Raw genomic sequence first — 20,922 nt, 5'->3', positions numbered from 1 at the left:
TGTTCAGCTTATAACCGTTCTACTCTTCAAAATCCAGCGCATCGGCTAAATCTAGAGCTTCTTCTAAATCTGAATCTCTTCCTTCTAGTTCCAATGTCAACTGTTGAGATATGGGTTCTAATTTAACATCTCCTTTTTTAGAGACATAATCCACCAGCTTAATCCAATCAATACGACCGTTACTCGTAAAATACTGCATAAATTCAAAAGTCATCTCATTAACTTTTGCATCCAGAGTAGACTTAAAAATTTCATCCTTTTTCTTCGCCTCTTCTCCGATAGGCACAATCATCTCTTGATAAAGGTTGAGATTTTCTGAGATAAATTCCCAAAACTCTTGCCCTGCATATTTAAAATATGTTTTATCAGTATCTACATCTTTCTTTAAAGGATTACTATCTTTGCCATACATACAACCATTAACCGCAATGATATTGCTTGTAACACCTTGTTTGATTAAATACTGTCTGGCTTTTTTAAAATTGTCTTTCATCTTACTAATTTGGTCAGAATTACCCCAATTAGTACCAGATTTAATTCCTACAATATAATAATTTTCATCCCTGCTAAACTCTAGATCGATACTGTTGAGCTTTGACTTAAAACCACCGTACAAAGTTTCAGCTATATGTATTGCAAAGCCTTCTAACAAATTGCCAAAGATGGTTTCTTCCTGTGAAGAAAGGAATGCAGTAATTATACTATCAACAAAATCTTGGGCGCGTTCAATATTTTTCGCCTTGAATAAATAAGGGTTTTTACGTTTCAGAACATCTTTGAGCCTTAATTTGCTCAACTTCTCAAATCTTTTGTCATAGAAAGGTGTAAGAACGTATCGAATCAAATAATCATGATAAATTTCAGAGTTTGAGCCAGCCACATTTAATTCCTCATGATTTTGATTACCGTTATTTAAAATTTGAGTATGAGAAACTGCCGTTTTAATATTCAGTTCGGCTAATTCACAATATTCTCTTTTAATTTCAATTCCTACATAATTTCTGCCTAGCTCTTTAGCAGCTATGCAAGATGTTCCTGAACCTGCAAATGGGTCGAGTACTACATCATTTACATCAGTGAATAGCTTGATAAACCATGAGGGGAGAGTTTTAGGAAAAGCTGCACTATGATTTTTATTTCCACATTCAGTTGCTAAATGTAAAACATTTGTTGGATAGGCCATTTTCCGCTCTACCCAATTAGAAATATTTTTACCAAATCCACTGTCAACTTTAGAATTATCCCGTCTTTTATCTGTCTCGCTCAAATTCTTGAGCCGGGACTTTGCCCAATCTCCCATAGGAACCATAACAGATTCCTGATACATCTTAAATTTCTTTTGCTTGTTAAAGTGTAAACAACGCTCCCAAGAATCTCGAAAACGATTAGACCATTTGCCAGGATAACTATTTTTTTTATGCCATATATATTCTTCAGTCCATAACCATCCTTGCTGCTGCATTCCTAAAATTAAATTCAACACGTATGAATGTCTTTGACCATCAACAACTTTCTCTTTAATATTAAGAATGAAGGAACCTTCTGGTTTGAGGACTCTTTTTAGTTCTAAAGCTCTTGAAAGAAACCAATTTGTATATTCATCGGGAGAAATTCCTCCATAGGTTTTTTTCCGACTATCAGCATAGGGAGGCGAAGTGATAATTAAATCAACGCTTGCAGAAGGAAGCTTTTGGAGTACTTCTAAACAATCACCAAGAATCAGCTTATTCTTCCAAGTTTGCGGGTTATTTTGATCTACTAACCCTAACTCCTGAATCAAAATTTCCTCAGATGCCAAAGTAATATTTAGTGCTGCTTCTGCCATTGGCGAACCTATTAGAATTAAATCTTGCTTGACCAAAATATACTAAAGATAAGTATGCAGCACTCTATACTACCTCAAAAGAGGTATACACACATCATGCACTAGCCCCGACGAATGGAATTCGCTGCTATAAAAACAAAGTCCGCCTATCGCGCTTGCGCTGCGCTTGGCGCACCACGCGGACTAACAGAAAATCCATTGCACTGCTAGTCCGATTACCACATCAAGCCCAGGCGATCGCTTGATTGCAACTACCGCAGTTTACCACCAGTTGACTTTAGCTACCGCCGATACCCAACAATTTACGTTTGATTGTTATAGACGGAGTGCGATCGCAATATCTATACATTTACATTTCTTCACTTTTTTAGTGTAGCGTTGGTCAATGCTATGTGATGTTTGTGCGATCGCAGTTTACTATGCCAGTCTTTTCTTTAACTCAGCCCCTAACTGTTTCCCCAACTCTTATACCTCACACTGTTCCCTGATAAAGATGCCATTTGTCGGTTGTTGTAGAGACGTTGCATACAACGTCTCTACAAGATTTATAGAGAGAAATTTCTCGTAGAGTTGGTATAACCTACAACTTGATTGGTTGAGTGATTAGGGTTCCTTTACTTTAGTTGTAGTTTGGGGTGGTCGACAATTTTCCTTTTTTAAAAGGAACTCTTGAGAGTAGGGCGAAAATTTATAGCTGAACGAGCCTCCACACTCGCTTTTGCTAATAACCCAGAATCCAGAAAAAATTGCGGCTATCAGAATCAAACTGCCGGAAATTACGAGTGGCGTTGAATGCTCCACAGCTTTGCCAACAAGCTGTCTTGTTTGAGTGATAAACCCATCATTTTTTGGCTTATTATCATATCTAAGATTTTTCATATTTTTTTTGATTTAGTTTTGACTAGAGAGTTAACTAGGTGTTTCTAAGGCAGCAGAGCTAACCTTCTGGTTGTATTCATTGGGTAAGATGCAACAAATGCTTTCCCACACTCAGAGCCTACATAAATTTCTGAGTAGAACAAAGCAAAGTGTAAGGTCGATGGCGATACCTTAGCAGTTGTAAATTTCGAGTATGGTTTAGTGCTGTAGAATTAAGTGAAGAATCTAGCCGCTTAAGAAGGGGATTTATTTATGTCCCACCCAACACTTAGTAGCCAAGAAGTCGCTCGGCGTGGAAAGGAAATCTACGAAAAAAGTATCCGTGCCAAAGTTGAGACACAAGAAAACATTGGCAAAATTATCTCGATTAATGTTGAAACGGGAGATTACGAAATCGGTGATGATTTAGTCGAAACGAGTCTGCGATTAAAATCCAAGCAACCCAATGCAGCACTTTGGGGAGAAAGAATTGGTTATGATGCCGTTTATGCAGTTGGTGGTACACTGCTCAGGACGGCACAGTGATACACGGAAATGTAGTTGGACTTCAGGCAAGAATGAGTTTGATTATTCTTCCCCCAGAAGGTTCAGGTGTAGAAATCGAATGCGTTATTGATACAGGGTTTGAAGGGTTCTTAACTTTGCCGCCTTCTGTAATTGCTACTCTTGGTTTGCCTTACCTCATAAATATCAACGCCAACCTAGCTAATAATTCCAGTGTGGCAACCGATGTTTATTTAGCAACAATTGTATGGAATGGTGTTGATCGTAATATTGCAGCACTAGCAATGGGTCGCCGTCCACTTATTGGAACTGCCTTGCTTGAAGATTATCATCTCAGCATAGATTTTTGTGAGGGTGGTACGGTTCTGGTAGATGAAATTCTATAAATTTAAAGCACCTCTCCGCCAAATATAAAAATTGATGCACTGAAATGACTGTTTTTTTTGGAATATCGAACAGTTTATCTTTAATTAAAGAGAGACTATTTTGATAAACCATCCAAAAAACTAACTATGACAAGCGGTGAAGTATTTGATAGTGAAACAAAATACCCAGTTGCGCCAAGGGTCAATTTGCCGACTATGTTTCGGCTTGGCTTGTTTCAAATGGGCTTGAGTATGATGTCTATCTTGACTCTGGGTGTACTCAACAGGGTGATGATTCAAGAAATAGCGATTCCGGCGACGTTGGTGGCGTTGGTGCTGGCTTTACCTGCGTTTGTGTCGCCTTCGCGGATTTGGTTTGGTCAGATATCGGATGCGAAACCGTTGTGGGGTTATCACCGGACAGCTTATGTATGGGTGGGGGCGGCGATATTTGCGATCGCGGCTTTTTTAGCGGTACAAGTAATGTGGCAGTTAAATAATGCTGCGAGTATTTCTGGTGGCTGGACTTGGACAACTGACACTATCGGCTGGACTGCGCTGCTATCTTTAATTTTTGCAATTTACGGTTTGGCAATTTGCGCTAGTGGTACAGCTTTCGCGGCTTTATTGGTGGATGTGTCGGAAGAAGATAACCGTTCTAAAGTCGTGGGTGTAGTTTGGTCAATGCTGATGGTGGGAATCATTGTCGGCGCAATTATTAGTTCTAGCTTACTCAGGCAATTAACTCCAGAAGCAACTCCAGAAACATTACAGGCATCAATCAACCGATTATTTACAATTGTGCCAGCGATTGTCTTTGGATTGGCGATCGCAGCCACATTCGGTGTTGAAAAAAAATACTCCCAATATTCCAGCCGTTCTACACTAGTCAACCGCGAAGACAGCATTACCCTAAATGCAGCGTGGAAAATCTTAACAGCCAGTCCCCAAACAGGTTTGTTTTTCACCTTTTTGGTGGTGATGACGCTGTGCTTGTTTATGCAAGACCCAATTTTAGAACCTTATGCCGGTCAGGTGTTTAAAATGCCGTTGGCGGAAAGCACCAAATTGAATATTTATTACGGTATGGGTTTGCTAGTTGCTTATGCTGTGGCTGGATTTTTGATTGTGCCACGTTTGGGTAAACGCCGCAGCGCCAGGTTAGGTTGTATGTTGGTGGCTTTATGTGCCGCATTATTGGGAATTTCGGGATTTACCGCCAATGTAGCTTTCTTAAAATTTGGGTTGGTGTTGTTTGGTTTAGCGACTGGTTTCTTAACTACAGCAGCAATTAGCTTGATGTTGGATTTGACCGCCGCCGAAGCCGCCGGGACGTTTATTGGTGCGTGGGGACTGGCGCAGTCGATTTCTAGGGGTCTTGCTGTGGTGATTGGCGGTACACTTTTGGATATTGGTCGGAGAACTTTGCCCAGTTTAGAATTAGCTTATGGGCTAGTATTTGCCTTAGAAGCAGTGGGAATGGTACTTTCAATTGGGTTCCTCAACCGCGTCAACATTACAGAATTTCAAACAAGTACCAAACAAGCGATCGCATCTGTCTTAGAAAGCGATCTAGACTAATTTTAAAGTCTGAAGTGTGAAGTATGTAGACGCTTTTAGCGGCTTGCCGCAGGCTAGTCTGAAATGATCATTCCCACTTCCTACTCCCTTTCAAGGGCAGGTTTTTAAACCTTCGATAAATAGTTGAGAATATTCTCAATTATGAAACGTAGTTTTAACTGTTCAGACAATAATTTTGGTTTTAAAAGCCCAAAAATTTGTCTAATAAAAAAAGCCTGCCCTTGAAAGCTTCCTACTCCCCACTCCCAACTCCCCACTCCCCACCATTGCAATGAATGATTTTTGGTTAACGGTGCTTGATTTTGCCCAGACTACAACTACCAGGGTGTGCAAACAACTGATGCAAGATTTTGGACAGGTGCAGGCTTTACAAAAAGCGGATGGTAGTTTGGTAACACGCGCCGATAAATGGGCAGATCAAGAAATTCGGGATGCGATCGCCGCTAATTTTTCTGGTTATGGTATTCTCAGCGAAGAATCTGACAAGACCTTTCCGGGGACAGAATGGTGTTGGGTAATTGATCCTTTAGATGGGACAACGAATTTTACCCGTGGTATTCCAATTTGGTCGATTTCTTTGGCTTTGCTGTATCAAGGTACGCCTGTTTTTGGGTATATTCACGTACCGCCATTAGGGCAAACTTTTCACGGTTTTTGGCAAGGTACATCTGGGTTAGCAACACCCACTGGCGCATTTCTCAACAATCATCCCATACATACCAGTGCGGATGCTCCCAGCAGTCATCACTTTTTTAACCTTTGTTCCCGCAGTACAGCCGTTATTCAACCAAAATTTCCCTGCAAAATTCGGATGTTGGGTGTGGCGAGTTATAACTTTCTCACCGTTGCGACTGGCGCAGTGTTGGGTGGAATTGAAGCGACACCAAAAGTTTGGGACTTAGCCGGCGCTTGGGTAATTGTGCAAGCGGCTGGTGGGAGTTGGAATTCTCTTAAATCAGAGCCATTTCCATTGATTACAGGAGAAGATTATAGCGATCGCTCTTATCCTACCCTAGTTCTCAGCCGTTCAGAATTGGCGATCGTTTTTGAACCATTTCTCAAAGAGTTGAAAATTTAAGATTCATCAAAACACTGATAGAACAAGCCTAAATCCATCTTTTGGGTTTAGGCTTTTTTGCTTGAACAGGACTTACACACAAATGAATGGGTATAGGGTGTAAGGATCTTGAATAATTACACCCCTACACCCTCACACCCTTATACCCATTCTTAACAAACAACTTTTTTGGGTAATTCCTATTTAATAATCCTGATTGGGTTGAATACCTATTGAAACTTATAAGTTACATAATCTAACCCTGACTCAGTAATTAACCATAGGTGTATGTTATCCAATCTAGAGCTAATCCGTGAGTTCGTAGACCAAAGCATCCAAAAAAAAGACATTTTATTATCTAACCCGGCTTTAACAGCACAAACCGTCTATAAAACTAATCAACTAACAGCAAAGTCTCAAGGCGTGATTGCTACCGCCAATTTAAATCATCCAGCTTCGGAGTTTTTAGTTCAGCCAAATTCATCTTACTGGGAATCAATAAATCAGACATTATTAGATTATAGTTATCTGATTAAAGGTGAGATAGACAATCGCGGTTTTTATCATTATCAATATTGCGAAGTGCCGAAGGGCTATCAGATGCACTGTACTCAATCTGTATTGTTATGGCGTGCTTGGTGGAAATATCGCAAGCAGGTTTTAAGAAGTACTATTCCTTTAGATTTACTCATTCAAAATCGTGATTCTTGGTATCCTATCCGAGATTTAATTATTAGTGATGGGTTACTTTATATCAAAACTTTAGGTAGCGAAATTGCTATTCATTCGGAAGATTTGATAATTTGGTTAAGTAAATTTGAAATTAATTTTTCTCAGGAAAAGACTGAATTTGCTCAGATTGATAAAAATTTAGCAATGCAGAGTTAAACACAAAGTAATTAGAACAGTCTCAACACCTCCCTTGTCCCCCTTGTCCCCCTTGTCCCTCTCATCCCCTTCCCCAATAAGACTGCTATACTAATCACCGGTGAGTACAGTATCTACCAGTAAAGTAGTATGAAAGGACTCTGGCTTGAAAACCAACAACTGCAACTACGCACAGATATTCCAGTTCCAGAACCGCAATTAGGGGAAGCGTTGGTACGGGTTGTGCGGGCGGGAATTTGTAATACTGACCTGGAATTGCAGCGTGGTTACTATCCATATACTGGGATTTTGGGACATGAATTTGTTGGTGTTGTGGAACAAGGCCCAGAGAACTTAATTAATCAACGGGTAGTAGGCGAAATTAACGCCGCCTGTGGTCATTGTCGCTTCTGTCTTCGAGGACAGCCGACGCACTGCGAAAATCGTACAGTACTGGGTATTGTGAACCGTCACGGGGCTTTTGCAGATTATCTGTGTTTACCCGTAAAAAACTTACATCTTGTACCGGATAATGTACCTACAGATATTGCAACTTTTACTGAGCCTCTAGCAGCCGCTTTGGAAATTCAACAGCAAGTGGTTGTTTGTCCCGATGACCGCGTGTTAGTGGTAGGCGATGGTAAACTTGGTCAACTGGTAGCGCAAACACTGGCGTTAACTAACTGTGATTTGTTGGTTGTGGGTCGTCATCTTGAAAAACTGGCGAACTTAGCCGCGAGAGGAATTAAAACGGGTTTAGTTGATGCAGTTCAAGATAAAGCTTTTGATATTGCTGTAGATTGTACAGGTAATCCCGAAGGATTTGCGATCGCTCGTCGTGCTTTACGTCCCCGTGGTACCCTAGTCATGAAAAGTACCTACGCAGGCAACCTCAGTTTAGACGCTTCGTCTTTGGTGGTAGACGAAATCACCCTCATCGGTTCCCGTTGTGGCCCATTCCCCGCAGCACTAGAATTATTAGCAGCAGAAAAAGTAGACGTAAAACCTTTAATTCATGCCCATTATCCCCTGACAGAAGGTCTTACAGCTTTTGCAGCAGCACAACGTCGGGGCGTTTTAAAAGTGTTGTTGGAAATTAGTAAAGTGTGAAGTGTGAAGTATGAAGTATGAAATTGAGAACACCCTCATACCCATAAACCCCTACACCCATACACCTGCACACCCCCACACCCTAATATAAATAAGGATTTGTCTTTGCTTGATAGTCCATACAGTTGATTGCATCTTCTGTATTGGCGACAGAAGGGTGTACTGTACATTTGAGGCGATAGTCATCGGTAAAAAACTGGCACCCAGGACAGGGAATTTGGTGCATTTGTTTGGCTGTGGCGACACTATCTCGTGCTGTACTCCACAAACTCCACGCCACGAGAATCATTAAACCCCATGCTACAACAAAACAAATAGGTACTAAAAATTTTTGCATCCCGTGAATGAGAAATATAATCGCTTCCAACACGGCTATTCCTGAATAAAAATCAACGCTTAAAAGTTATGTTATCGCAGTGCAGAGGGTTAAGTGCTGAGTCCTAAGAAATATTCAAACTCACCAGATTGAAAGTGCTGAGTACTGTACACTGAGCGCAGTCGAAGTGTGAGTGCTGAGTGTGGAGTATAACATTTTTCTCCTGTCCCCTACCCTACTCGCTACTCCCACCCCAGGTTACTATTTTTGACTGCAACTTGATATGAATTTGTGGATTTCTCAGCACTTTGAACTCAGAACTTTTTTAGACTCCAGCGTGACCTAATGCTAAACCAACCACCAGCATTCCCAGCACGAGGAATGGTTGGGCGCTGGCTTGGTATTTCACGTCATTCTTTAAGGGGTCACGCAAAAAGTACATATCCTGGAAAGTGATTTGGGGAATGATTAACAACACCAAGATGGCGGCGTATAAATTCTCATGGATACTGACGAGATAAGCAGCCATAAAGCCTTGGAATAAGTCAATCATCAGGACACAAATCCAGGCGGCGGTGGTGACACCAAACATAACTGGTAGTGATTTTAATCCTAATTGGCGATCGCCTTCGACACTCTTGAAGTCGTTGACAATGGCAATCCCCAATCCAGCCAAGCTGTAAATTAAGGTGAGAACCAAAACTTGCCAATTCAGTTCACCAAACAAAGCATGACCAGCCCACCAAGGTAAAGCAATGTAACTTGCACCTAAAGCATAGTTACCCAGCCAACCATTTTGCTTGAGTTTCAGAGGAGGGGCAGAGTAAATATAAGAAATAAATGAGCCGAAAACTGCCAGTGCTGCAACGGTTGGAAATTCATGACCCGCCCAGATATCCAGCACGTATGCCAAACCAATCCCCGATACTAACAATAGTAAAATCTGGGTTACTACCTGGGGTACAGAAATTGCGCCGGAAGGGATGGGACGGTAAGGTTCATTAATGGCATCAATTTCGCGGTCATAAAAATCATTCATGGTTTGGGTGTAACCAGCCAGCAGCGGCCCCGACAGTAACATACAAGCTGCGGCTTTCAAGACATTTTCTAGAGTCCAGGTATAGTTACCAGAGGAAGCTGCACCGCAAACCACGCCCCAAATTAAAGGAATCCAGGTAATTGGCTTCATCAATTGCAGGCGAATTTTCCAAATGGAAGTTTCTCCTGGCGCTGCGCCTTTCATTCCTAGTAGCTGACGAGTTTTGGCAGTGCGTTCGTTTGTGGCTACTGTTCCTGCTTCACTAGAACTATCTATTACTGAGTCTACCGCCTCAGCCGGATTGGAATTGGGGGGTACGGGAGTTGATTCAGTCATAAGATTATGTATGGGAAAGTATGAAGTATGAAGGATGAAATTTGATAGCGATAACATCAACAGATAATCAAAATCAGATAGAAAAAGGCTTTTAAGCCCATAACCTGTCACCTGTCACCTGCTATCCACTTCATCCTTCATCCTGGTTTAAAAAGAAATAATCAAATAGTTATTTTGGAATTTTGCGCCAGTTACTGATCTACCAGTCAAGGCTGGTGGTAAGAAGATGTTTCGCCGTTGGTCGCCGGCTTCTACTGTGACTTCTGGCCCTACCTGGGTAAGTTTTACCTGTTTTTTATCAAATCCAGGCAAAAATAAGCGTACCTGACGGTTATGGACATCGATTTCTATGGGCTTGGGTACTTGGCTGGCTTGTGCTGCAAAGTTGGGTAAGGCATCTATTAGGGGTTGCCAGTTACCTTGGGTCACATCCGGCACAACATTTACAGATAGCGGTGCAAAATCCGCCGTTAAATCTGCTGTTGTCTGGTCAGCAATTTGGATAACTCCACCTACCGTCAGACCAACTTGTTGTGCGCTTCCCCACAAATAACGAGCAACTGCCACTTCTATGGGGTCATTGGTTGTTACCAAAAAGGCTGCAACTCTTTTGGGGTCAGCCAAAGCCGCTTTACCCTTATCTAAGAAATCGTTGACTTGATTGGTGGGTTGAGCAAAGTTATCTGCTGTCCAATTGATGTTGAAAAAACTGGTAATTAGTGGTTGTATTAATGGCGATTCAGAAATTGTCTTGCCTAAATCGGAGTTGACAAACAACTGTCGAAATCGCCGCACATACCAACTGAGAGATTCTGGCAAACCCAACAGCCGCAAAGTAAAAGAATCACCAGTGCCATCGTAAATAATTGCATCATATTTGCCACTGGCATCATATTCACGGATAGCATTTAAGGCGAGGGCGCTGTCCATTCCTGGCAATGCCACCAGTTCTTGACCGTAAACCTCTTTAAAAATGGGTGTACGGAGGTATTGTGCCTCTAGTTTTTTAAGTTCTTCCCAATTGCGTTCTAAAAGTACAGATGCAGACAACTGTACTGCTTGCAAATTAGGAGCAATTTCTTGAGGGTCAGCCGAGAGTGTAGTTTCTAAGAGGATAGGTAAAACTGGTTCTGCCAATCCTGCTAGAAGTACACGTTTACCTTGACTTGCCAATAGTTTAGCTGCGGCGATCGCAACTTTGCTACGTGCGATGCCGCCTTTGCCCAAAAATGTCAATATTAGGGACATTTCGTGATTTCCAATTACCGCCTGTTGTTTCCACTCCAACTTAGCATTAGGCAAATACTCTTAGCTTCCGCCTTGAGTTTGTCCTAGCTACACAGGTTTGATTTCGTCTTCAAAAAACCAAGTGGCGCTATTATCTTCAAACTTCACTACTATACCAACGCCGCTACCATCAGTCATTTTGTAGCCTTCGATAACGCCGACTTTACCAAGTTTTTGAGCAATTGAGCTAGATACGCGATCGCGTAGACGATACACCTTAACCTTTTGTCCGATTTCCATGCTGCCTGATTACAATGCAATAAACCAAGTCTCAGTTTAGCGGAATCTGGGACTTATCTGTCACTTCGTTCCACTCCAAATTAAAATTAAATCAACACGCAATCAGGTATAAAACCATGTTTGTCACAGCGCAACAGCTAGAACAACAAATGCCCGATGCAACTCGGTTGTTGAGTGATGAGCCGGAAATGGAAACTTCGTTGCATTATGCACAGCTATTACTGTTAGTTACTTGTTTAGAATGGCTGTGGCGTGACCAAAATGACTATTTTATTGGTGCAAACCTGACAATATACTTTAGTCGTCAGCAATTACGAAATCGAGATTTTCGTGGCCCAGACTTTTTTTTAGTGAAGGATACAGAAAAGCGCCCCCGCAATTCTTGGGTAGTTTGGGAAGAAGATGGTCGTTATCCTGATTTGATTATTGAATTACTCTCGGAAAGCACAGCTAACATTGATCGGAATTTAAAGAAAAGTCTCTATGAAAACCGATTTCACACACCTGAGTATTTTTGGTTTTCACCCGAAAGTCTAGAATTTGCTGGTTTTGAGTTGATTGGCAATAAATATCAACAAATCGAGCCTGATGGGCGTGGCTGGTGTTGGAGTGAGGTACTTGGTCTGTATTTAGGTGTAGAAAATGCTAAACTCCGTTACTTTACTCCTGAAGGGGACTTAGTGCCAACACCAGAAGAGGCGGCGCTAAACCTGCAACAGCAAGCAATTGCAGCATATCAACAGGCAGTTGAGGCACAGCAACAAGCAGTCGAGGCACAGCAACAGGCAGTCGAGGCACAGCAACAAGCAGTTGAGGCACAGCAACAAGCAGTCGAGGTACAGCAGCAGTTATCTGATACTGAATTAAGATTGCAACAAGAACAGGAGCGATCGCAACGCTTGGCAGAATATTTGCGTTCTCTGGGTGTTGACCCAGACACTATGACTTGAGGTAGCAGCAATGTATCAAACTGACCCGCCCCGTCCGCCACAAGGAACCATGCCAACAATGTATGATTTACCCAGTGAATTAATTGGGGAATCAGGGTTGCCAGACGAATTTCATTGTATGCAAGCAGATTTACTAACTGAAACTTGTCAACCTGCTAACTATTCATCAGCAGAAATTTTACTGGCGAGTGACTTAAACCTTTACTATGACCCCCGCCATCCATTGTGGTACAAACGTCCTGATTGGTACATGGTTTTAGGAGTACCGACAGCAGAACAACAGCAAGAATTACGTTTAAGTTACGTTATATGGCAAGAGGGTGTTGCACCATATTTAGTAGTTGAATTACTTTCCCCAGGTACAGAACAAGAAGATTTGGGACAAACACTGCGGGAAGCCAACAAACCCCCGACTAAATGGGAAGTTTATGAGCGAATGTTGCGCGTTCCTTATTATGTTGTCTATGACCGCTACGAAAACAATTTGCGGGTTTTTCAGCTTAATGGTGCTGGTTATAAGTCAATGGCTTTAACAGATAATCAATTTTGGTTGAAAGAGTTAGATTTAGGCTTGGGTCTTTGGCAAGGTACTTATCAACAGACAACGGGTTTATGGTTACGCTGGTATAACACCGCAGGTTGGATACCCACGCTAAAAGAACAAGCCCAACAAGAACGCCAACGGGCTGAACAAGAACGCCAAAGAGCCGAACAAGAACGTCAACGGGCTGATAAACTGGCAGAGTATTTAAGAGCGCAAGGAATTGACCCAGATAATTTAAGTTAAGCTGGTGATTCTCGCTTCCAGGCTGAGAATATGGCATTTTTATCTAAAAATATGGTTGCTGATGACGATGAGGGATTAATTGTCTTTCAAAAAGAATGATACAGTCAATTGCAGTTTTGCCCCTCTTATAGTATAAAGTTCGCTAATAACTCTCCCGTAGTGTGTGGTGGTCTGGGAAAATGACAACTGTGTTGAAAGATGATGCAAAGTGGTTACAGGCAAAACGCTACTGGGAATTACTCCATGTATTGGTTAAGCGAAATCTGAAAGTTCGTTATCGAGGCTCTTTTTTAGGAGTGTATTGGTCGCTATTAAACCCACTCATTATGACAGGGTTATATACTGCCATTTTTGGTGCTGCTTTTGCCTCTTATTACAACAACTCAATACTCAACTATGTTTTAGCTGCGTTTACGGGGCTGATTGTAGTTAACTTTTTTTCAGCATCGACATCCCAGGCTTTAAGTAGTGTAGTTGCAAATGGCGCTTTGCTGAATAAAATTCGTTTACCCGTCAGCATCTTTCCAGTGTCCATGATTGCTGCTAATATATTGCAATTTACAATGGGGGCTTTGCCTTTACTAGCATTAATCACTTTAATTTATTCCAAGAATTTGGTGAATGTCCTCGCACTACTGTTTCCATTTCTGTCGCTTGTGTTAGTCTGTACGGGAATTGGCTTTTTAGTCAGTGCGCTGTATGTCTTTTTCAGAGACTTACCCTATTTTTATGAATTAGTTACATTCGTTTTTTGGATGAGTAGTCCTGTTTTTTATCCAGCAGCTATTGTTCCCAAACAAGTTAAGCCATTTTTAGCATTGAATCCCTTTTCACCAATCATTGAAAGTTTACGGCAAATTACCCTATCAGGCAACTTTCCCGATTTAAATTTAATTTGGGGTGCTTTACTTAGTGGCATAATTATTTTGACACTAGGATGGGCGTGTTTCCAAATGTTACGCAATCAATTTATGGATTTGTTATAAGTAGATGGAAGTAATTCGTCTAGATCAAGTTTCGCTTTGGCGACGGACACAAGAAGAGTTTTCTTACGACCTCAAGAAAACTCTGTTATCTGTTTTGGAAGGCAAATACCGTCAGCCAGCCAAAAAACTGGTACTAGACAAAATCGATTTGGTTGTTGACCAAGGAGAAAAAATAGGTATTATCGGAGCGAATGGCTCTGGTAAGTCAACAATGCTAAAAATAATTTGTGGAATTTTGCAACCCACAAGTGGTGCTGTTAGGGTTCGTGGAAAGATTGCGCCTTTGATTGAATTAGGTGCAGGATTTGATCCAGATATTTCTGTAATGGATAATATTAGTCTTTATGGTGTACTGCTGGGTTTTTCTAGAGCCGAAATGAAAGAGCGAACTGGTTCAATTTTAGAGTTTGCTGAATTACAAGACTATGCCTTAGTTCCAGTGAAAGGTTTATCATCAGGTATGGTGGCTAGATTAGGGTTTGCCATTGCCACAGATGTACAACCAGATATATTGATTCTTGACGAGGTTTTGTCTGTAGGTGACGAAAGTTTTAGAAATAAAAGTAAACAGAGAATTAATAACTTTTGGGATGGGAATGCAACTATTTTGGTAGTATCCCATGATTTAAGTTTTATTAAAAGTTCCTGTCAACGAGCTATCTGGTTGAATAAAGGACAAGTTAAATTTTTGGGTAGTGCTGACGAAACGGTAGAGTGTTATTTGCAATCAGTGAACGTGGCAGATGGGCAGATGGATAGATGATATTATATTGATTTAATTTTACAAAGAAGCCCTTATGATTAAAAATTTTGCTAGAATCTTTCAAAGAAAAAAGAAAATCTATAAACTAAGAACTAAAAAACAACACAAAATTTTAGCAATTCTCAGAGTACGCAACGAAGAATTAATTATTGCTGATATATGTCTAAAGTTTTACTAACAAATCATCATCTGATGAATTATGCTGGTTCAGAACTTGTTACTCTTGATCTGGCAAACGAATTTCAACGAACAGGTTGGGATGTAACTGTTGTAACTTTCCGATTGGGTGGTGATGTTGAAAAGCATTTTAGTGAACGAGGTATTAAAGTTATTAATATTTTAAATCAATCCATAGAAGAAAAAGAATTTGATTTAGTATGGAGTCATCATTATCCAGTATTAGTAAAATGCTTAGTCGAAGATTCTGTTAAAACTAAGTTTTTAGTTATCAGTAGTTTGTCACCTTATGAACCTTTAGAAGCAATTCCTTTCTTTCGCTCGCAATCTGATTTAATTTTATGTAATTCAGAGGAAACAAAAAACGAAATTATAAAATCTAATAAAGATGTAAATTTAAATCTTGATAAAATATTTGTATTTAAAAATTCTGTATATTTAGATTGGTTTAATCAAAGTAGAAATAGAAATAGAAATAGTCCTGAATTAAGTAAAGTTGCAATAATTTCTAACCATCCACCAAGAGAAATTTTAGATGCTATAGAGCTTTTAAGATTGAAAAATATAGATGTTGATTTAATAGGAATCTCAGGAATTGCTAAATTAGTTGATATGGATGTGCTTAGTTCTTATGATGCAATCATAACAATAGGTCGAACTGTCCAACACTGCATGGCTTTAGAAATTCCTGTATTTTGTTACGACCATTTTGGTGGGCCTGGTTGGTTAACTCCAGATAATTTTCAGATTGCAGAGTGGTTTAACTATTCAGGCAGATGCTGTTATCAGCGATTTCAGAGTGAACAAATAATGGACAGCTTAATTAACGGCTTTATTGAAAGTAAAAAATATTTAAGCTTTTTTAAAAACTATGCTATTGAAAATTATTCATTAACAAAAAACGTTGAAACAGTACTTACTTGTATAAATATTGATAATAAAATAAATAATGATTATATTAGTTTTAACTCTAAACAAGTTATTGGAAAAATAGGAAAAGCTTATTGGCGTATATTTAATGAACGCGAAATTTTTTCCCAACAACTCCAACATACACAATCTCAACTCCAACATACACAATCTCAACTCCAACATACACAATCTCAACTCCAACATACACAATCTCAACTCCAACATACACAATCTGAATTGGAGCGATCGCAAATTATGATCGCAGCAATGGAAAGTAGTAAATTTTGGCAGATGCGAACAGTATGGTTTAATTTCAGAAATGCGATTGGTTTAGTCAATCCAAATGTTTCTTTCCGTCAAAGTTTATTCTCAGAAGCAAAATATCTGTTGGCTATTTTTCGAGCCAAGGGATTCAGCTACGTATTCTATCAAATACTCAAAAAAATATTCTTCAATTTCAACTATACACTAAACCCTGTTTTAGCATTGCCAGGTGTTCCTCATGCTAATGATATTGACTATCAGAGGTGGTTGAACATAAACTACCCTACTCAAGATGCTTTAAAAAAGATGCCTGCACAGGTAGATTTATTAACTTACAAGCCTGTCATTAGCATTGTTATGCCTGTTTTTAATACGCCTGCAAATTTTTTGCGGGAAGCTATTGATTCCGTCTTAAATCAGGCTTATCCATATTGGGAACTATGTATTGCTGATGATGCTTCCACAGATAATCAAATCAGACAAATTCTTGAAGATTACTCATCAAAAGACTCTCGGATAAAAGTTGTCTTTAGAAATGAAAACGGTCATATTTCGCGTTGTTCTAACTCAGCTTTAGAGCTTGCTACTGGTGAATTCATCAGTTTACTTGATCATGATGATATTCTAACTCCTGATGCCCTATATGAAGTTGCTCTGTTGCTCAATCAGCATCCAGACGCAGATATGATTTATTCTGATGAAGATAAAATGGCTGAAAATGGGAAACTTCAAGATCCATTCTTTAAACCAGATTGGTGTCCTGACTCATTTTTATCTCGAATGTATACCTGTCATCTAGCCACTTACCGACGAGAATTAGTAGAAAAAATTGGTGGTTTTAGAATAGGTTATGAAGGCAGCCAAGATTATGATTTGGTTTTGAGGTTAACAGAAAAAACAACGCGAATTTTTCACATACCCAAAATACTATACCACTGGAGAATTCATCCCCAATCTGCTGCAAGCAAAGCTGATCAAAAGCCTTATGCTGTCATAGCAGCAGAAAAAGCACTAGCAGATGCGCTTGTTAGACGAGGTGAAGATGGACGAGTTACAGAAGCTAAAAGCCTTGCAGGACATCACATAATTCGATACACAATTAAAGACTATAAACTTGTCAGTATTATTATCCCTACAAGAGATTTGGGTAATACTTTAGACAAGTGTCTAACATCTATTTTTGAAAAAACAACTTACCCAAATTACGAAATTATTCTTATAGACAATGGTAGCGAGGAAGAAAATACGTTTAGGATTTTTTCTAAATGGCAACAAAAAGAACCCAACAGATTCCAATGCCATCGTCTAGATATCCCTTTTAACTACTCCAGGATTAATAATTATGCTGTAAATCAAGCCAAGGGAGATTACTTACTGTTTTTGAACAATGACATTGAAGTAATTACACCTGACTGGATAGATGCAATGGTTGAACAAGCTCAAAGACCATCTATAGGAGCTGTTGGAGCCTTACTTTTATATCCCGATCATACCATTCAACATGCTGGCGTAGTTATAGGTATTGGAGGAGTAGCCGGGCATAGTCATAAAAATTATCCCAGCGATTCACCTGGATACTTTGATCAAATTGCAACTGTAAATAATTATTCGGCTATGACAGCCGCTTGTTTAATGTGCCGACGAGAAGTTTTTGAAGCAGTAGAAGGTTTTGAAGAAAAACTTGCAGTTGCGTTTAATGACGTTGACCTATGTTTAAAAATTGTTGAAAAAGGTTACAGAAACATCTATTTGCCACACGTTATGTTATATCACTATGAATCTAAAAGCCGAGGTTACGAAGATACACCGGAAAAGATAGCAAGGTTTCTCCAAGAAACAGAGTATATGCAAAACAAGTGGAAAAAGTTTATTGACAACGATCCCTGTTATAGTATTAACTTGACATCTAAGCATGAAGATTACAGCCTTAAACTAGAATAAGCAACATAATGAATTTAGATTTTATTGCTAATATAAGCTTTTTAAAAAGCTTATATTTTTTACTTAAAGAAGTATCTAAAAACTTCTATGAATCTTAACTAATTTTTCAATATATATGACTGAAATTTGAGTAGAAAATTAAATTATATGAAATCAGAGAGACTTATTAGAATAGCATCTATTATTATATGTATATATATATTCCTTGCCTTTCTTAACTTACCTTCAGGAATAAGAATAGGGCTTGACCCGTCTTGGCAATATGCAATTAGTCGTGCTGCTTTAAATAAACTTTATTTTGGAAAAGATATTATATTTACCTATGGGCCATTGGGTTATTTAATTCATGGTGCTGTACTTGAAAAAAACTTTTATCCGATATTAATATTTCGTATAGCTGTTGAATTAATAACCTTTTGTGTCAGTCTTGCAACAGTTAAAATTCAAAAAAGCAATCTCGACAAATGCTTACTGTCTACTAGTATATTTTTAGCTTACTTATTTGGTTTATCCATTGATTACAAGATAATCTTTGCATTCATAATGGTTTTGTCCTGGAACAATATTATTAACAAAAATAATATTAGAATATGTGCTTTGGGGCTTGGCTCATTATCAGGATTATGTTTACTTACCAAGTTTAACATTGGAGTTTGTACATTAGGAATAACGATTTTGATACTTTTATCCGAGGTCTGGAAAAGTTTCAAAGTTCAATCATATCTATCACAAAGTTTATTTGCTGTTCTAGATGCTATCATAGCAGCATTAACTGTTTCTTTATTATTATTGAACCCAAATTTAGCAGGCAATTTTAGATTGCTTACTGTATGCGTATTTTCTGCCACATTTTTAGGAATTCTATCTTGGTTATTTCAAACAAAAGTAATTTATAAAATAAATCAATCTCATTTATCAGAAAAAGTAATTTATAAAAAAATTGACTTTAAAAATACTTTTTATTTAACATATACATTGGGTATTTTTATAACCAGTATTTATATATCTCCTCAGTTACTAGATTATTTCAGGGGTTCGTTTGAAATTTCTTCTGGCTATTCTAGTGCCATGAGTATAGTTGGCTCGGCTTGGGAGGTAGGATTTGCGATTGTAGGGATTTTAATAATACTTATACTACTAATTCAAATTATACGTCAAAGTCAAGAATATTTAGGTCTGAGTTTGGCTTTAGCTTTTACTTTATGGATGAGTTTTAAACATGGCTATGTGCGCCAAGATGGACATGTTTACATTTTTATACAATCCTTCCTCATAATAGCTGCTATAAGTATCACCAAATTAAGCAATAAGTTTAAAACTTTTAGAAAAATCACATTAATTTATTCAGGAATAATTATTTCTATATATTGTTTTGCAACATCTCCTTTTGGCAATTCTAATGCAAATATCGGCGTAAAAATAGTTAACGATTTTAAACCAATTAATGTTATTAACAAAGTATTAGCTTTAACAAAAACAGAAAATCTACGTCATAACATCAATACAAATAGTAGTTTAGAACTAGCAAAGGTTAAATTCTCTGAAGAGTTATTACAAGTAATCAATAATCAAACAGTAGATATTATACCTTGGGAAATTTCACTCGTTGAATCAAATAATCTTAAATGGAAATCAAGACCTATATTTCAGTCTTACTCTGCCTATACTAAATTCCTTGACACAGCTAACTTTAATAGTATATCAAGTCAGACACCTAGCTACATCATATATGGTTTTAATACTATTGATAACAGACATCCTTTTTTTGATGAGCCATCTACCTTCTCTTACATAGCTTGCAATTATAAATTATCATCTAAATTTAATGAATTGATCAGTTTAAATACATCGGAAGTATCTAATTTGCTATTGCTTGAAAAACGGGATAAAAATATATGCTTATCATCTGTAGAGAGTCAAGAATTAACAATAAAATGGAATGAATCTACGAATATTTCAGACTCATCTCATTTAGTGCGAGCATCTGTAAAATTCAACTACTCATTTTTAGGAAAAATATACAAAATGATATTTAGATCGCCTCCTGTAAAAATTGATATTCTTTTCAAAAATGCTAGTAGCCATTCTTTCAGAATAATTCCAGAAAATTCTGAAAATGGTATAATCATTAGTCACTTACCGTTAAATGATATTCAAGCTCTTTCATTCTTTAAGGGGAAATGGAACCAGCGAGTGAGATCCTTTAAGTTTTCGGCTGTTAATCCTTTTTTGTATAAGAAAAATATTCAAATAAAAATGGATACTTATCAAGTAGATCCATCTATTCAAATTAAAGATAAATCTCTTGATATAACTAACCTGAAAGGAATCAAGTTTCTACAAGAACCCACTGAAGAATATATCGGTTCATTGGACTCTCCCGAAGTTAGCTTTAAAAGAGGAGAAGAAATATATTTATATGGATGGATAGTATCTAAGAGCAATCCTCAACAGGCAGTTTCAATTCTTATAACATATAGCGATGCAAATATTCCTCTAGCAATGACTAAAACAAGTTGGGATAGATACGATGTTGGAGAATTTTATAAAAATCCAAACTATAATCAATCAGGTTGGTCAATATCTTTAGACTCAGATAATATCCCTAAAGATAATCATGTTGTTAAAATTTGGATTTACGATCCCGTGAATAAAGTTGCTAGACGATTTCAAAACCAACAAGACTTAAAACTAAATTATCTTTAATAAATGGCAATTATATTTTGAATTAATATT

18 protein-coding genes are annotated in these 20,922 nt (G+C 38.4%); 12 read left to right on the top strand and 6 right to left on the bottom strand.

Annotated elements, in window-relative coordinates; all coding sequences use genetic code 11:
• Window positions 1–19: 19 nt before the first annotated feature.
• Window positions 20–1,825 (bottom strand): PmeII family type II restriction endonuclease, encoded by a 1,806-nt coding sequence (locus H6G77_RS11100; protein WP_190871582.1) that lies wholly within the window; start codon window positions 1,823–1,825, stop codon window positions 20–22.
• Between the two features lie 603 nt (window positions 1,826–2,428).
• Window positions 2,429–2,704, bottom strand: coding sequence for a hypothetical protein (locus tag H6G77_RS11095; protein WP_190871581.1), 276 nt, complete (start codon window positions 2,702–2,704; stop codon window positions 2,429–2,431).
• 252 nt (window positions 2,705–2,956) lie between these two features.
• On the opposite strand from H6G77_RS11095, the gene H6G77_RS11090 reads away from it, so the two are divergent.
• The 6 genes from H6G77_RS11090 (at window position 2,957) to H6G77_RS11065 (ending at window position 8,188) form a co-directional block, all read left to right on the top strand.
• Window positions 2,957–3,229: a hypothetical protein gene (locus tag H6G77_RS11090; protein ID WP_190871580.1), complete on the top strand. Its 273-nt coding sequence runs from the start codon at window positions 2,957–2,959 to the stop codon at window positions 3,227–3,229.
• Window positions 3,226–3,594 (top strand): clan AA aspartic protease, encoded by a 369-nt coding sequence (locus H6G77_RS11085; RefSeq protein WP_190871579.1) that lies wholly within the window; start codon window positions 3,226–3,228, stop codon window positions 3,592–3,594. The genes H6G77_RS11090 and H6G77_RS11085 overlap by 4 nt, the downstream gene beginning before the upstream one ends.
• Before the next feature lie 126 nt (window positions 3,595–3,720).
• A complete protein-coding gene (locus H6G77_RS11080) occupies window positions 3,721–5,154 on the top strand; it encodes a BCD family MFS transporter (protein WP_190871578.1) in 1,434 nt (477 codons plus the stop codon).
• Window positions 5,155–5,425: 271 nt separating this feature from the next.
• The gene (locus tag H6G77_RS11075; protein ID WP_190871577.1) at window positions 5,426–6,232 is read left to right on the top strand and encodes an inositol monophosphatase family protein; all 807 of its coding nucleotides are present in this window, start codon (window positions 5,426–5,428) and stop codon (window positions 6,230–6,232) included.
• A 267-nt stretch (window positions 6,233–6,499) separates the two neighbouring features.
• Window positions 6,500–7,099, top strand: a complete 600-nt coding sequence (locus H6G77_RS11070; RefSeq protein WP_190871576.1) for a hypothetical protein — start codon at window positions 6,500–6,502, stop codon at window positions 7,097–7,099.
• Between the two features lie 129 nt (window positions 7,100–7,228).
• Entirely contained in the window at window positions 7,229–8,188 is a 960-nt protein-coding gene (locus H6G77_RS11065; protein ID WP_190871575.1) for an alcohol dehydrogenase catalytic domain-containing protein, read from the top strand.
• An 82-nt stretch (window positions 8,189–8,270) separates the two neighbouring features.
• On the opposite strand, the gene H6G77_RS11060 is transcribed toward H6G77_RS11065, so the two are convergent.
• The 4 genes from H6G77_RS11060 to H6G77_RS11045 form a co-directional block, all read right to left on the bottom strand.
• Window positions 8,271–8,558, bottom strand: a complete 288-nt coding sequence (locus tag H6G77_RS11060) for a hypothetical protein (protein WP_190590444.1) — start codon at window positions 8,556–8,558, stop codon at window positions 8,271–8,273.
• A 271-nt stretch (window positions 8,559–8,829) separates the two neighbouring features.
• Entirely contained in the window at window positions 8,830–9,879 is a 1,050-nt protein-coding gene (gene chlG, locus H6G77_RS11055) for a chlorophyll synthase ChlG (RefSeq protein ID WP_190871574.1), read from the bottom strand.
• Window positions 9,880–10,026: 147 nt separating this feature from the next.
• Window positions 10,027–11,127, bottom strand: a complete 1,101-nt coding sequence (locus H6G77_RS11050) for an ArsA family ATPase (RefSeq protein WP_190871573.1) — start codon at window positions 11,125–11,127, stop codon at window positions 10,027–10,029.
• Window positions 11,128–11,214: 87 nt separating this feature from the next.
• Entirely contained in the window at window positions 11,215–11,406 is a 192-nt protein-coding gene (locus tag H6G77_RS11045) for a DUF2862 domain-containing protein (protein ID WP_190590450.1), read from the bottom strand.
• Window positions 11,407–11,522: 116 nt separating this feature from the next.
• Here H6G77_RS11045 and H6G77_RS11040 point away from each other — a divergent pair, with 116 nt between their 5' ends.
• The 6 genes from H6G77_RS11040 (at window position 11,523) to H6G77_RS11015 (ending at window position 20,892) form a co-directional block, all read left to right on the top strand.
• A complete protein-coding gene (locus tag H6G77_RS11040; RefSeq protein ID WP_190871572.1) occupies window positions 11,523–12,356 on the top strand; it encodes a Uma2 family endonuclease in 834 nt (277 codons plus the stop codon).
• A gap of 10 nt (window positions 12,357–12,366) precedes the next feature.
• A complete protein-coding gene (locus tag H6G77_RS11035) occupies window positions 12,367–13,143 on the top strand; it encodes a Uma2 family endonuclease (protein WP_190590452.1) in 777 nt (258 codons plus the stop codon).
• Between the two features lie 179 nt (window positions 13,144–13,322).
• Entirely contained in the window at window positions 13,323–14,129 is an 807-nt protein-coding gene (locus H6G77_RS11030; RefSeq protein ID WP_190590453.1) for an ABC transporter permease, read from the top strand.
• 4 nt (window positions 14,130–14,133) lie between these two features.
• A complete protein-coding gene (locus tag H6G77_RS11025) occupies window positions 14,134–14,892 on the top strand; it encodes an ABC transporter ATP-binding protein (RefSeq protein ID WP_190871571.1) in 759 nt (252 codons plus the stop codon).
• A 159-nt stretch (window positions 14,893–15,051) separates the two neighbouring features.
• On the top strand, window positions 15,052–18,186 hold the full coding sequence (locus H6G77_RS11020) for a glycosyltransferase (protein ID WP_242049186.1): 3,135 nt from the start codon (window positions 15,052–15,054) through the stop codon (window positions 18,184–18,186).
• Window positions 18,187–18,333: 147 nt separating this feature from the next.
• A complete protein-coding gene (locus H6G77_RS11015; protein ID WP_190871570.1) occupies window positions 18,334–20,892 on the top strand; it encodes a hypothetical protein in 2,559 nt (852 codons plus the stop codon).
• Window positions 20,893–20,922: the final 30 nt, after the last annotated feature.

It is taken from the genome of Aulosira sp. FACHB-615 (assembly GCF_014698045.1).
Lineage (GTDB): Bacteria > Cyanobacteriota > Cyanobacteriia > Cyanobacteriales > Nostocaceae > Nostoc_B.
This window is presented reverse-complemented; position numbering and strand designations above follow the sequence as displayed.